The 11,859-nt window shown below is 66.3% G+C and carries 15 protein-coding genes and 2 pseudogenes; 10 read left to right on the top strand and 7 right to left on the bottom strand.

The window, feature by feature from the left end; translation table 11 throughout:
• Positions 1-126: 126 nt before the first annotated feature.
• The 6 genes and pseudogenes from Q0K09_RS04860 to Q0K09_RS04840 all read left to right on the top strand — a co-directional run bounded on the left by Q0K09_RS04860 (position 127) and on the right by Q0K09_RS04840 (position 4,802).
• Positions 127-819, top strand: coding sequence for a polyphosphate polymerase domain-containing protein (locus Q0K09_RS04860; RefSeq protein ID WP_294473610.1), 693 nt, complete (start codon positions 127-129; stop codon positions 817-819).
• A gap of 32 nt (positions 820-851) precedes the next feature.
• Positions 852-1,526, top strand: a complete 675-nt coding sequence (locus Q0K09_RS04855; RefSeq protein WP_294473608.1) for a DUF4956 domain-containing protein — start codon at positions 852-854, stop codon at positions 1,524-1,526.
• A gap of 4 nt (positions 1,527-1,530) precedes the next feature.
• Entirely contained in the window at positions 1,531-3,012 is a 1,482-nt protein-coding gene (locus tag Q0K09_RS04850) for a CotH kinase family protein (protein WP_294473606.1), read from the top strand.
• A gap of 53 nt (positions 3,013-3,065) precedes the next feature.
• Complete coding sequence (locus Q0K09_RS10745) at positions 3,066-3,425, top strand: recombinase family protein (protein ID WP_365931481.1); 360 nt, start codon at positions 3,066-3,068, stop codon at positions 3,423-3,425.
• Between the two features lie 15 nt (positions 3,426-3,440).
• Positions 3,441-3,659 (top strand): annotated as a pseudogene (locus Q0K09_RS10740) (DUF4368 domain-containing protein); the annotation flags it as partial.
• A 336-nt stretch (positions 3,660-3,995) separates the two neighbouring features.
• Positions 3,996-4,802, top strand: coding sequence for a DUF4358 domain-containing protein (locus Q0K09_RS04840; protein WP_294473604.1), 807 nt, complete (start codon positions 3,996-3,998; stop codon positions 4,800-4,802).
• A 74-nt stretch (positions 4,803-4,876) separates the two neighbouring features.
• On the opposite strand, the gene Q0K09_RS04835 is transcribed toward Q0K09_RS04840, so the two are convergent.
• The 7 genes from Q0K09_RS04835 to Q0K09_RS04805 all read right to left on the bottom strand — a co-directional run bounded on the left by Q0K09_RS04835 (position 4,877) and on the right by Q0K09_RS04805 (position 9,987).
• Positions 4,877-5,341 (bottom strand): DUF4358 domain-containing protein, encoded by a 465-nt coding sequence (locus Q0K09_RS04835; protein WP_294473602.1) that lies wholly within the window; start codon positions 5,339-5,341, stop codon positions 4,877-4,879.
• Entirely contained in the window at positions 5,338-6,447 is a 1,110-nt protein-coding gene (locus Q0K09_RS04830) for a GDSL-type esterase/lipase family protein (RefSeq protein ID WP_294473600.1), read from the bottom strand. Before Q0K09_RS04830 ends, Q0K09_RS04835 begins: the two co-directional genes overlap by 4 nt.
• A gap of 16 nt (positions 6,448-6,463) precedes the next feature.
• A complete protein-coding gene (locus Q0K09_RS04825) occupies positions 6,464-7,153 on the bottom strand; it encodes a YjjG family noncanonical pyrimidine nucleotidase (protein WP_294473598.1) in 690 nt (229 codons plus the stop codon).
• Between the two features lie 34 nt (positions 7,154-7,187).
• Entirely contained in the window at positions 7,188-7,628 is a 441-nt protein-coding gene (locus Q0K09_RS04820; RefSeq protein WP_294473596.1) for a threonine/serine exporter family protein, read from the bottom strand.
• The gene (locus Q0K09_RS04815) at positions 7,628-8,398 is read right to left on the bottom strand and encodes a threonine/serine exporter family protein (protein WP_294473594.1); all 771 of its coding nucleotides are present in this window, start codon (positions 8,396-8,398) and stop codon (positions 7,628-7,630) included. Before Q0K09_RS04815 ends, Q0K09_RS04820 begins: the two co-directional genes overlap by 1 nt.
• 152 nt (positions 8,399-8,550) lie before the next feature.
• The gene (locus Q0K09_RS04810; RefSeq protein WP_294473591.1) at positions 8,551-8,916 is read right to left on the bottom strand and encodes a DUF3783 domain-containing protein; all 366 of its coding nucleotides are present in this window, start codon (positions 8,914-8,916) and stop codon (positions 8,551-8,553) included.
• A gap of 78 nt (positions 8,917-8,994) precedes the next feature.
• Positions 8,995-9,987 carry a biotin--[acetyl-CoA-carboxylase] ligase gene (locus Q0K09_RS04805; RefSeq protein WP_294473589.1) on the bottom strand — a complete coding sequence of 331 codons (993 nt, stop codon included), beginning with the start codon at positions 9,985-9,987 and terminating at the stop codon, positions 8,995-8,997.
• A gap of 149 nt (positions 9,988-10,136) precedes the next feature.
• On the opposite strand from Q0K09_RS04805, the gene Q0K09_RS04800 reads away from it, so the two are divergent.
• The 4 genes and pseudogenes from Q0K09_RS04800 to Q0K09_RS04790 all read left to right on the top strand — a co-directional run bounded on the left by Q0K09_RS04800 (position 10,137) and on the right by Q0K09_RS04790 (position 11,829).
• A complete protein-coding gene (locus Q0K09_RS04800; RefSeq protein WP_294473588.1) occupies positions 10,137-10,688 on the top strand; it encodes a biotin transporter BioY in 552 nt (183 codons plus the stop codon).
• Between the two features lie 79 nt (positions 10,689-10,767).
• A complete protein-coding gene (gene yabP, locus Q0K09_RS04795; protein WP_294473586.1) occupies positions 10,768-11,058 on the top strand; it encodes a sporulation protein YabP in 291 nt (96 codons plus the stop codon).
• A 2-nt stretch (positions 11,059-11,060) separates the two neighbouring features.
• Positions 11,061-11,318 (top strand): annotated as a pseudogene (gene yabQ, locus Q0K09_RS10735) (spore cortex biosynthesis protein YabQ); the annotation flags it as partial.
• 232 nt (positions 11,319-11,550) lie between these two features.
• Positions 11,551-11,829 (top strand): septum formation initiator family protein, encoded by a 279-nt coding sequence (locus Q0K09_RS04790; protein ID WP_294473583.1) that lies wholly within the window; start codon positions 11,551-11,553, stop codon positions 11,827-11,829.
• The last annotated feature ends 30 nt before the right edge of the window (positions 11,830-11,859 follow it).

Here is an 11,859-nt window from a genome sequence, read left to right as displayed (position 1 = left end):
CCGACTACGGCCCCAACGCCGACGGCGTCACCGACTACAACGACACCGACTACGGCCCCAACAACGACGGCGTCACCAACTACGGCAGCTCCAACTACGGAGCCTCCAACTACGGCGACAGCGGCTATGACGACTGAGCCCCTCCGGCTCCGCCACGAGTACAAGCACCAGGTCTCCCGTCAGGAGGACCTGGTGCTGGCCGGGCGGCTGCGCCGCCTGTTTCCCCACGACGCCCATGCGGGGGCGGACGGGAGCTACCAGGTCGCCAGCCTCTACTTCGACACCCCCTACGACACCGCCCTCCGGGAGAAGCTGGACGGGGTGGACCGCCGGGAGAAGTTCCGCCTGCGGTACTACGGAGAAAGGCCCGCCTGGCTGAAGCTGGAGAAGAAATACAAGGTAAACGGCCTGTGCGGCAAGCGCACCGCCCGGCTGACCCGGGAGGAGGCCCAAAGCCTGCTGGCGGGGGAGGACGCCTTTCTTCTGGAGCGGGATGAGCCCCTGCTCCGTGAGCTGTACCACAAGCTGCGGGGGTCCCTTCTGGTCCCCCGGACGGTGGTCTGCTACGACCGGGAGGCCTTCGCCTACCCCCCGGGCAACATCCGGGTCACCCTGGACCGGAACCTCCGCACCGGGCGGGGCCCCCTGGATTTCCTCCAGCCGGAGGCCCCCCTCCCCTTAAAGCCGATGGAGGGCCTCACAGTGCTGGAGGTCAAGTACGACGCCTTTCTCCCCGACCTGGTCCGCATGGCCGTGCAGACCTGGGACCGCAGGGCCTCTGCCTGCTCCAAATACGCCCTGTGCCGCCGGTTTGACTGAGCAAATCCACAGACATTTAAGGAGTGGCCCCCATGACCACCTTTCAGGACATCTTCCGCTCCAGCTTCCTGGAGCGCCTGGACAGCGTCTCCCTGCTGGACGCCGCCATCGCCCTGGTGCTGGCCTTCCTGCTGGGCCTGTTCCTCTTTCTGGTCTACAAACAGAGCTACAGTGGGGTGATGTACGCCCCCAGCTTCGGCGTCACTCTCATCGCCCTGACCATGATTACCACCCTGCTGATCCTGGCGGTGACCAGCAACATCGTCCTCTCCCTGGGCATGGTGGGCGCCCTGTCCATCGTCCGGTTCCGCACCGCCATCAAGGAGCCCATGGATATCGCCTTTTTGTTCTGGGCCATCGCCGTGGGCATTGTGCTGGCGGCGGGTATCATCCCCCTGGCGGTGGTGGGGAGCCTCTTTGTGGGGACGGTGCTGCTGGTGTTCTCCCGGCAGAAAAACGGGGAGTCCCCCTATATCCTGGTGGTCCACTGCGGCTCCCAGGACGTGGAGGCCCAGGTCCGCGCCCTGGTGGAGGCCCGGGTGCGGCGGCTGAACCTCAAGAGCAAGAGCGTCTCCCCGGGGCTGATTGAGCTCAATTACGAGGTGCGCCTACGGAAGGCCGACACCGGCTTTGTCAACGAGCTGGGAGAGATGCAGGACGTGGGCCATGTGGTGCTGGTCTCCTACAACGGGGAATATCTGGGGTGAGGCCATGATCCGCTGCCGGCACATCGACCGCCTCTGCGCCGGGGCCATGGTCCTGGCTCTGGCCCTCACCGGGTTGCTCTTTTTTGGGGAGGCCCTGGGCCTCCGGTCCGCCAGCTCCGCGCCGGAATACGCCTGCCGCCTGTTCGACAGCAGCTATGTTCACACTGTGGATCTCCAGGTAGAGGACTGGGCACAGTTTCTCGCGGACGCGCCCCGGGAGGCATATATTCCCTGCACCGCCGTCATCGACGGGGAGGCATTTTACCAGGTGGGCCTGCGGGCCAAGGGGAATAACTCCCTGCGGCTCACCCAGGAGTACGGCCTGTCCCGGTTCAGTCTCAAGCTTGAGTTTGACCACTATGTGGACGGGGGGAATTACTATGGCCTGGACAAGCTCTCCCTGGACGCCTCCTTCCAGGACAACAGCTATCTGAAAACCTGGCTGGTCTACGACATGATGGCGTTCATGGGAGTGCCCACTCCCCTGTGCAGCTTCGTGTGGGTGACGGTGAACGGTGCCCCCTGGGGGCTCTTCCTGGCTATCGAGGAGCCGGAGGAGGCCTTTGCCCGGCGGAACTTCGGCCCGGACTACGGACGGCTCTACAAGCCGGACTACCGCTCCCTCCATGACGAGAACGCCGACGTGGCCCTGCGGTATGTGGGCGATGACCCGGAGCGCTACCCCAACATTTTTGAAAACGCCAAGTTCGACATCGATGCTGCGGACCAGGCCCGGCTGATCGAGGCCCTGCGGGTGCTGTCCGTCGGGGAGGACCTGGAGACGGCGGTGAACGTGGACCAGGTGCTCCGCTACTTTACCGTCCAGGTCTTCGTGATGAACTGGGACAGCTACCTGGGGCATACGGGCCACAACTACTTTCTCTATGAGGAGGACGGCATTCTCTCCATCCTGCCTTGGGACTACAACCTGGCCTTCGGCACCTATGCCCTGGGGATGACCGATCCCATCCGGGACCCTAATGTGCTCATCAACTGGCCGGTGAACACCCCTGCCCCGGGGGAGATCATGCGGAACCGCCCTCTCTACCATAACCTGATGAAGAACGGCGGTTATTTCGACCGGTACCACGCCTACCTGGATCAGCTTCTGGCGGAGTATTTCGAGAGCGGCCGGTATGAGGCGGTGATCCGGGAGGCTCAGGCCCTCATCGTCCCCTATGTGAAGGCCGACCCCACCACCTTTTGCTCCTACGAAGATCACCTGCTGGCGGTGGATACCTTGCTGGAGGTGTGCCGCCTGCGGGCGAAAAGCATCCGGGGGCAGTTGGAAGGGGACTATCCCGCCACCCTGGCGCAGCAGGGGTCGCATCCCAATGCTGGGGTGGACGCCTCGGCCATCGACCTACGAGCCTTGGGGGACTTTGACGACCTGGAGGCTGCCAAGGAGCGACAGGACGCAGCGTTGGAGGAAGTAGCTGATATTGTTTTCCATGAGAATGATTTGGCAAAAGTAAAAGAATGGTAAAAAATTTACAGGCCACAAACATGAGAGGTAAAGGTGTAATTCCCCCTTGACAAATCGCTTTCCAAAAGAAAATCCTTTTGAAGTATGCAGAGGACAACGGCTTTCCAAATTCAACCTTTTTCATTGACGACGGCGTTTCCGGGGTAACTTTCGATAGACCCGGCTGGAATGAGATGATAGGGCTTGCGGAAGCGGGAAAGGCGGCGAAAAAGCGCAAGCGGGAAATCGCCCAAGCCGAAAAGCGGATCGCGGAACTTGACCGGATTTTCAAGCGTATCTACGAGGACGATATATCCGGGGCAATCTCTCACGAACGGTTTTTGAAGTTGTCCGCCGAGCATGAGGCGGAGCAGAAAGAACTGATGGAAAAGGAAGTCCAAGCAGACCGGGAAGTGGTAAGCACCTACGAGTAGGACAAAGCGGATTTTGACAGGTTCGCGGCGGTCATTCGGAAGTATGTGGGGATTACCGAACTCACGCCCACGGTTGTCAACGAGTTTGTGAAAAAGATTATCGTCCATGCGCCGGACAAGTCCAGCGGCCACTGGCGGCAGAAAATCCAGATTATTTGGAACTTCGTCGGGGAACTGAAACAGGGCGAGGACGAGCAGACCATTGAACGAGAAAGAAAAAGCAGGACAGCATAGCAATTTGCCATGCTGCCCTGCAAGATACGATTACTTCCTTATGGGTGTGCGGCTAGGGCTTGTTTGAAAATTGGCGATGTGTCCAGCAGCGAGGGATTTTGGGCCGCTGGCAAGCAATTTTTTCGCAGGAATCCTGGCGGATTTCAAGGAAAAATTGCGCCGTCCAGGGGGCAAAAGACCCGCCGGTTGGGCATGTTGACATGTTTCAAACAAGCCCTAAACCCAGGCGGCGTATTTTTTCTGGCAAAATCCCCACGTCCGGGAACCTTTTCTTTCCGGGCGCGTCTAATGGGGTGCATATCCCAAATGAAAACATCAAAAAAGGAGAAATGCACCATGAAACGACTGCTGTCCGCCACCGCCGCCCTGGCCCTGGGCCTGTCCCTGGGAGCCTCCGCCCTGGCCGCCTCCGGCGGCTATGCCGGGCGCGTCACCCTCAACGGCGCCGCCCTGGACACCGCCGGCCTCCCCGCCGCCCCCACCGGGGCCGTCTACCTCCCCCTACGTACCGTGGCCGAGGCCGACTACGGCTTTGCCAGCTGGTACGCCGACGAAAACCGCTCCTACTTCTCCCTGGACGCCAACGACGTCTATGTGGACTGCGGCACCGGGGCCATCGAGGTCAACGGCGAGACCATCTCCGGCATGACCGCCGCCTTTGTCCAGGGGGTGACCTATGTGCCCGTGGGCCTGATGAACCGGCTGGAAGGTTACTCCGCGGCAGTGACGGACAGCGACATCACGATTACCAGCCCCAACGGGGAACCCCTGACCCGGCTGGCCCGGTCTATCATCGCCGAGATCGACATGGGGGCGACGATGAAGCAGGACGCCGCCGGCATGGAGGAGTTTTACGGCGTCCCCGCCGGCTGCTTTACCGAGGCGGTGGGCTTCTTCCCCATGATGATCAGCGCCGACACCGTGGTCATCGGCCGGGTGGCCGAGGGCCAGATGGAGGCCGCCCAGGCCGCCCTGGAGGAGGTGCGGGCCAACACGGAGCGGGGCTTTGAAAACTATCTCCCCGAGCCCCTGGAGCGGGCCAAGAACGGCCGGGTGGTCACCAGCGGGGACTACATCATGCTCATCATCTCCGCCGACAACGACACCGCTATTGAGCTCTTCCAGGCCGGCGTGGAAGGCTGACCCACCCCCCGCAAAAGAAGCCGCCCCTGTACGCTTCGTCGCGTACAGGGGCGGCTTCTTTTGTCTGGACCTTTTCAGCTCAGCCCGTCCAGGGCCTCCTGAACCTTGTCGTAGTAGGCGGCCACCACCAGCAGCACCGTGTTCCCGGCCCGCTCCGTCCGGGCGCTCTGGAGCTTGGGCAGGTCCTCGGGCTTGTACTGGGTGTCGGTCTCGGTCTCCACCAGGGCGGCCACATGGGTCTGGACCTCCTCCAGGGCGGTCTGGGCGGCGGATTCTTCGGCGAAGGAGAGGATCGCCAGCTCCTCATAGCCCCCCTCCATGGAGGTATAGACCACGGCCTCCTCCGGCTCCTGGGAGAGACCCAGGTAGGGGGCTGCCATGTCGGCGGAGAGCTCCCCCAGCGCCTGGGTGAAGGCCCCGGAGTCCAGCAGGGCCTGGGCGGTGGCGGCGGGGTCGTAGGCGGCGGGTCCGCCGCCGCCGGAGCAGGCGCTCAGGACCAGCATCAAAGCGGCCAGCAGGGCCGGAAGGTTTTTTTTCATGTCTCTGCCTCCTTTTGGGCCTCCAGGGCCGCCAGACCGGCGGCGTAGGCGTCCGGGTCTACGGTGTGGGTCTTTAAGTAAGCGTACCACCTCTGGTACCAGCTCCGGGTGAAGTGAATACCGTCGGTGGTGCCCTCCGCAGGAAGGACGCCGTTCTCATCCACCAGGGCCTCCTGCACATTTAGGTAGACGCCCCCCTCCTGGGCGCAGATCTGCTGGAGAATGGCGTTGTAGGCGGCCACCCGCTCATTGTTCAGCCACCAGGCGGGGTTGGTCACATAGGCCTTTTCCGGCTCGATGGGGACGATGGACTGGATGTAGATTACCGCCTCCGGCTGGCGGGTGCGGATGCCGGCGATGAGCTGCCGGAAGGCGTCGGCAAAGGCCGCGTCGTTGTTGATGCCCAGCTCATTGATGCCGAACATGACGTAGACCGCGCCGTACTGCTTCTCCTCCAGCCAAGCGAAGGTGGTCTTTGTCTCCCCCACGCCGTTTTTGGGGATGGCCCTGACCTGGACCGAGCCGGTCCCGGTGACGTGGAAGACCATCTGGGAGCGGTAGGACAGGAAGTCGGCCCCCCAGATGCCGCTGTAGAGCCGCAGGCCGTCGGTGCGGGAGTCCCCCAGGAAGACAGCATCGGAGAACCAGCTGTCCTCCACCGCCGCCGTCTCCGGCGCGGGCTGGGAGAAGTCGAAGACCTCCGCCCCCGGCACGGGCGAGGGCGCGGGGGTGAATTCCGGCGTGGAGACCGCAGGAGACGCCGGTGTGGATTCCCAGACCAGGACCGGCATGGACGCCGGGATGGACTCCGGCGTGGGCTCCGGGGTAGATTCCGGCGTGGGAGTCGGAGTAAGTTCCGGCGTGGGAGTCGGGGTGGGGGCTGGGCTGGGCGTGGGAGTGGGCGCCTGCCGGGGCGCGGCCGCCGGCGTGGGGCTGGCCGCTGCCGCAGGGGATTTGAGCTGCTGGGCCATAGCCCCCAGGGAGAGGCAGGCCAGCACCCCTACGCACAGGATCAGGGCGGCCAGCAGCATCCGCCGGCGGGAGCCGGCCCGACGGTCCGAATTCTTTCTCTGGCGGACGCGCTTGCCGCCCTCATAGTCACGCATACCGCGTGCGCTCCTTTCATGATAAAATATACTGGCCCACCTCCCGGAGGGAGGCGGCGGTGTAGGTGGGGGAGAGGTCCCCGGGGGAACCGCCCCGGGGGCGGTACCAGATGGTGTCGAGGCCGGCGGCAATGCCGCCCCGGATGTCGGAGCCCAGGGTGTCCCCCACCATGACGCACCGGGACTTGTCCCGGACCCCCAGGGCGGCCATGGCCGCCGCGAAGAAGGCGGGCTGGGGCTTCTGAGCCCCCACCTCCTGGGAGATGATGACGGCCTGGAAGGCCTCCTTTAGGGGGGATGCCTCCAGCCGGGCGCGCTGGACCCGGGCCACGCCGTTGGTGGCCAGAGCCAGGCGGCAGCCCGCCGCCCGCAGGTCCCGGCAGAGCGCCTCCGCCCCGGGGAGGAGCTGGCTGCCCTGGCCCAGATAGGCGAGGTAGTCCCGGTTGAAGGCTGCGGGGTCGTCCCGGCCCCCCAGAGCCTCCGTCAGCCGCCGGAAGCGCTCGACCACCAGGAAGTCCTGGGTGACATCCCCCCGGTCGAAGGCCGCCCACAGGGGGCGGTTGATGGCGTGGTACATGGCCTCCGCCTCCGGGGTAAAGGGATAGCCCCGCGCCTCCAGAGCCCGGCGGAGGGCGGCGTGTTCGGCGGCGTCGAAGTCAAAGAGGGTGTTGTCCGCGTCCAGCAGGACGCTGTCATAGCGGGGCATGGGGCACCTCCAGAGGGGATAGAGTGGGGCGGTCTCAGCCGGGCCGCCGGCGGTGGGAGAACATCCGCACCAGGGAGGAGACCACCAGCACCCCCACGGCCAGGGCGCCGGCGACGCCCAGGGTGTGGAGGCCGGTGCTGAGGAAGTCTTGGGCGTCCCCCCGGAGGGCGGCCTCCATCATACTGTAGATGCCGGCCCCGGGGACCAGGGGGATAAAGGCGATGAGCTGGTAGCCGGTGGCGGGGCACTTGCGCAGCCGGGCCATGGCCTCGGACCAGGCGGAGAGGAAGACGGCGGCATAGAAGGACTGCAAGAAGACGCTGCCGCCGGAGAGGGGCCCCGAGACCAGATAGACCAGCCAGGCCAGGGCGCCCCCCAGGGAGCAGAGCACCGCCCCCAGCCCCCGGATGCGAAAGAGGACGCAGAAGCCCAGACAGGCCAGGAAAGCGTACAGGCATGGGAGGAAGAGGGCCATCACAGCCCCCCCCACAGGGTCCGGGCCAGGCCCAGTGCCACGCCGGTGCCCAGGGCGATGCCAGCCCCGGTGAGCAGGCCCTCGGACAGCTTCACCAGGCTGGACATCACGTCCCCGGCCATGAGGTCCCGCATACAGTTGGTGACCACCAGGCCGGGGGCCTGGGTCATAATGGCCCCGGTGAGGATGAGGTCCAAATGTTCCCCCAGGCCCAGGGCGGTGAGGACGGCGGCGGTAACCCCGCAGGAGAGCCCCCCCACCATGGCCCGGAAGAAGAGGTTGGCCCCCAGCCGGGAGAGCAGGGGCAGCAGCAGCCCCACCGTCAGGCCGCACAGACCGCCGCACAGGGCGTCGGCAGCGGTTCCGCCGAAGAAGAGGCAGAAGACGCTGGTGATGAGGAAATAGGCCGAAAGCCGCAGGAGAAGGCCGGGCTGGGGCCGGTCCCGGACCACCCTGTCCAGGAGTCCGGCGGCCTCATCCAGCTCCGGCGGATTGGCGCACAGGCGGCGGCACAGGGCGTTGAGGTCCTCCATCTTGCTGATGTCGGTGTCGTGGCCCGGCACCCGGCGGACCCAGGTGAGGACCCGCCCCTCCGGGGCGGTGAGGCTGACGATGATGCAGTTGGGGATGGCGAAGACCTCCCCCGTTTCCACCCCGTAGGCTCCCAGCAGGTAGCGGACTGACTCCTCCACCCGGTAGATCTCCGCCCCGCTGAGGAGGAGGTGACAGCCCAGCTCCCCGCTCAGGGCCAGCAGCTTGTCATAGTTCAAGGGTCCGCCTCCTTTCCGGCGCGCCCGCGCCGGTCCTCTGCCGCACGGCCCCTCTGCCGGCGGATGCGCGGGCGAAGGGGGGCGGAGCAGGTGCGCCCCCTGGCGCTTCCCGGGATTAGACGGGGCAGGGGGGTAAAAAGTTGACAGAATTTTCAGCCCCCGTGCATCATGCGGTGCTCGCTGGAGAGCTCCCGGGCCAGCCGGTGGAAGGGCCAGGCGGCGTTGGCGCCGGTGAGGATGGCCTTCAGGGCCGGGGGGACCCCCGGGGCCCTCAGGTCTTCCAGCACGGCGTCCAGGGTCTCCTCCGGCGTCTCGCAGAAGACCAGCACCCGGTCTCTGGGGGGCGTCCCGGCGGCGGACTGGGCTGGAAAGCCCTGATAACCCGCCAGAAAGCCCACGCTCTGGCCCACCTGCCCCCGGTCCACCGGCACCACCCGCAGGCCCCGGCGCTGGAGCAGGCCGGTGAGGATGGCGGGGTTCTGGAGGGTCATGGGCTCGTAATAGAGGACGGTTTCCATGGGAAACACTCCTTTTCCATATGGTTTCAGGCCGGGAGAACGTCCTGGCGGGGGATCACAGGCGCGCCTGGGTCCGGATCAGACGTAACCCAGCAGGCCCCGGACCGAGACCTCCCCGGCGGTGACGGTCTCCCGGCCGCCGCCGGGCAGACGGCAGACCAGGGCGAAGCGGTCGTCAATCTCCTCGGCAAAGGCGGTGACCCGCTCCTTCCCCCGGAGGAGGACCACCTCCCGGCCGGTGGTGACGCACCGTCGGCGGTACTCGGCCAGGTATTCCGGCTTTCCGGCGGGGAAGGCGGCGTACATCTCGTCTAAAGCCCGGAGGAGGGCGGCAGCCAGCTCGGCCCGGCGGACGGGGCGGCGGAGCTCCTGGGACAGGGAGGTGGCCGCCGGGGCGAGCTCCGGGCCGAAGTCGGCGGGGGTCTGGCCCACGTTGATGCCGATGCCCGCCACCACCGCCAGGGCGGCGGCGCTCTCGGCCTCCAGCTCCAGCTCGGTGAGGATGCCGCAGACCTTCCGCCCCCCCAGAATGAGGTCGTTGGTCCACTTGATGCCGCACTCCGCCCCGCAGCAGTCCCGGATGGCCCGGCACACCGCCACCGCCGTCCAAGCGGTGAGCTGTCCCAGCTCCTCCGGCGGACAGGCCGGGCGCAGGAGGACCGAGCAGTAGAGCCCCTTCCCCGGCATGGACTGGAAGGGACGCCCCCGGCGGCCCCGGCCCCCGGTCTGGCCGTCGGCCAGCACCGCCAGGCCCTCCGGGGCCCCCCCGGCGGCCCGGCGCTTGACCTCGCTGTTGGTGGAGTCCACCGTGTCCAGGCAGACCACCTCCCAGCCCACCACCCGGCCGGCGAGGGCGGCGGCGATCTCCCCGGCGCGCAGGTCGTCGGGGGCGGAGGCGAGACGGTAGCCCCGGCTGGGGGAGGAGAGAATCCCGTACCCTGCCCCCCGCAGGGCTTCCACCGCCTTCCACACCGCCGCCCGGCTCACCCCCAGGGCCCGGCTCATGGCCTCCCCGGATCGGTAGTCCGCCCCCGCCTCCCGCAGCAGGGCCAGCACGTCGTCTTGCAGCATGGCGCGTCCCCCTTTGATACTTGGACTATATTATACCGCCGGGGAGAGAGGCGCGTCAACTGCGGAAAAATATGGGGTTTACATTTTGGATCCGCTGTGGTATTGTAAACCGGAATCTAAATTTAGTTTACAAGCGGAGGGCTCCCGCCATGCGAAGCCGCACCCAAATGCTCATCCTCTCCGCCCTGTTCACCGCCCTGACGGCGGCGGGGGCCTTTCTGCGCCTCCCCCTGGGGAGCATGTCCCTGACCCTGCAGTTTTTCTTCACCGCCCTGGCCGGGGTCCTGCTGGGGCCCAAGTGGGGGGCGGCCTCCCAGGCGGCCTATGTGGTTCTGGGGCTGGCGGGCCTGCCCATCTTCACCATGGGGGGCGGGCCCGCCTATCTCCTCCAGCCCAGCTTCGGCTGCCTGCTGGGCCTGATTCCCGCCGCAGGGGTCACCGGCCTGCTGACCCGGGGGGACAAACGCCCGGCCCGGGTGGCGGCCGCCTGCCTGGCGGGGCTGGGGGCGCTGTATCTGGTGGGTCTGCCCTACCTCTATCTGATCCTGAACGTCTACCTGAGCCGGGGGCTGCCGGTGGAGACGGTGGTCTGGACCGGGATGCTGGTCTACCTGCCGGGGGACGGGCTGAAGATTGCCGCCCTGACGGCGGTCTGCCGCCCCCTGTGCCGGGCCCTGAGCCGGAGCGCCGCCGCGGCCTGAGGCGGGGCATATCCCGCCCCCCTGTCCCATATAGATAGGTGAGGGCGGCACGCCCAGCCAAGGGAAAGGCGGGAGATGGATGCAGTATGAGGAAAAGCGGCCCCGGGGCGAGGGGGCCGACCACCACGTCATTCTGGAGGGCCGGGAGTCCCTGTCGGTGTCCGGGGTGGAGGAGGTGGAGAGCTTTGACGAGAACACCATCGTCATGCGCACCTGCAAGGGGACCCTGGTGGTGCGGGGGGAGGACCTCCACATCGAAAAGCTGAGCCTGGACGGAGGGGACCTGAAGGTGGAGGGCTCGGTGGACGCCCTGACATACGAGGACGACGGCGGGGAGCGGGGCGGCTTTCTGGCCCGGCTGTTCCGGTAAGGATGGGCATCGACCTGTGGGGCCAGGCCCTGACCTTCCTGGGGGCCCTGGGGCTGGGGGCCGGGCTGGGGCTGGTGTACGACCTTTTCCGCCTGCTCCGGCGCCGGGTCCGGCTCCCCCTGCTGGGGCCGGTCCTGGACCTGCTGTTCTGGGTGGTGGTCACCGCCGGGCTCTTCCTCTACGCCATCTCCGCCGGGGGCGGGGAGCTGCGGATTTACATGGCCCTGGCCCTCTTTCTGGGGGCGGCGGCCTACTTCCTCCTGCTCAGCCGCCCGGTGCGCTTTTTCTCCGAGCGAATGGCCGACGCCGCCGCCCTCCTCTGGCGGCTGGCCGTGTCCCCGCTGGTGCTCTTGGGCCGGCAGGGCAAAAAAATTGAAAAGACTGCAAAAAACTACTTCCATTATCGGCGGGAATGGTATAAAATGAGGGTAATACCCGGAGAGATGGAAGACTTGCTCCGCCGGACGGCGGGCGCGGGGGAGGGGGAGCGTTATGTTCAGGACCAAAAAGGCGGGGCTGCTCACAAAGCTGGTGGTGCTGGCGCTGCTGATTTATCTGGCGGTCTCCCTTTTGAATCTGCAGGGCAGAATCCGCGAGACCCAGGCCCAGCGGGACAGCCTGAGCCGCCAGGTGGCGGAGCAGACGCAGGTCAACGCGGATCTGGCCGAGGACGTGGCCAACCCCGACGATCCCGAGCGCATCGCCGACATCGCCCGCGATAAGCTGGGCCTGGTGGCGCCGGGGGAGAAGGTCTTCATCATCACAAGCTGAGTCCCTGGAGGGCGCGGAAGGCTGGCGGGG

The sequence above is a fragment of the uncultured Intestinimonas sp. genome (assembly GCF_944387725.1).
Lineage (GTDB): Bacteria > Bacillota > Clostridia > Oscillospirales > Oscillospiraceae > Intestinimonas.
Note: the sequence above shows the minus strand (reverse complement) of the source record. Positions and strands in the feature narration are given on the sequence as shown.

Bases quoted from the DNA above. Each gene is read 5' to 3' on its own strand.
- Q0K09_RS04840 (WP_294473604.1), top strand. From the start codon at position 3,996: ATGAAACGACTGCTGTCCGCCACCGCCGCCCTGGCCCTGGGCCTGTCC.
- yabP (WP_294473586.1), top strand. From the start codon at position 10,768: ATGCAGTATGAGGAAAAGCGGCCCCGGGGCGAGGGGGCCGACCACCAC.
- Q0K09_RS04805 (WP_294473589.1), bottom strand. From the start codon at position 9,987: ATGCTGCAAGACGACGTGCTGGCCCTGCTGCGGGAGGCGGGGGCGGAC.
- Q0K09_RS04855 (WP_294473608.1), top strand. From the start codon at position 852: ATGACCACCTTTCAGGACATCTTCCGCTCCAGCTTCCTGGAGCGCCTG.
- Q0K09_RS04825 (WP_294473598.1), bottom strand. From the start codon at position 7,153: ATGCCCCGCTATGACAGCGTCCTGCTGGACGCGGACAACACCCTCTTT.
- Q0K09_RS04860 (WP_294473610.1), top strand. From the start codon at position 127: ATGACGACTGAGCCCCTCCGGCTCCGCCACGAGTACAAGCACCAGGTC.
- Q0K09_RS04820 (WP_294473596.1), bottom strand. From the start codon at position 7,628: ATGGCCCTCTTCCTCCCATGCCTGTACGCTTTCCTGGCCTGTCTGGGC.
- Q0K09_RS04830 (WP_294473600.1), bottom strand. From the start codon at position 6,447: ATGCGTGACTATGAGGGCGGCAAGCGCGTCCGCCAGAGAAAGAATTCG.
- Q0K09_RS04810 (WP_294473591.1), bottom strand. From the start codon at position 8,916: ATGGAAACCGTCCTCTATTACGAGCCCATGACCCTCCAGAACCCCGCC.
- Q0K09_RS04790 (WP_294473583.1), top strand. From the start codon at position 11,551: ATGTTCAGGACCAAAAAGGCGGGGCTGCTCACAAAGCTGGTGGTGCTG.
- Q0K09_RS04800 (WP_294473588.1), top strand. From the start codon at position 10,137: ATGCGAAGCCGCACCCAAATGCTCATCCTCTCCGCCCTGTTCACCGCC.
- Q0K09_RS04850 (WP_294473606.1), top strand. From the start codon at position 1,531: ATGATCCGCTGCCGGCACATCGACCGCCTCTGCGCCGGGGCCATGGTC.
- Q0K09_RS04835 (WP_294473602.1), bottom strand. From the start codon at position 5,341: ATGAAAAAAAACCTTCCGGCCCTGCTGGCCGCTTTGATGCTGGTCCTG.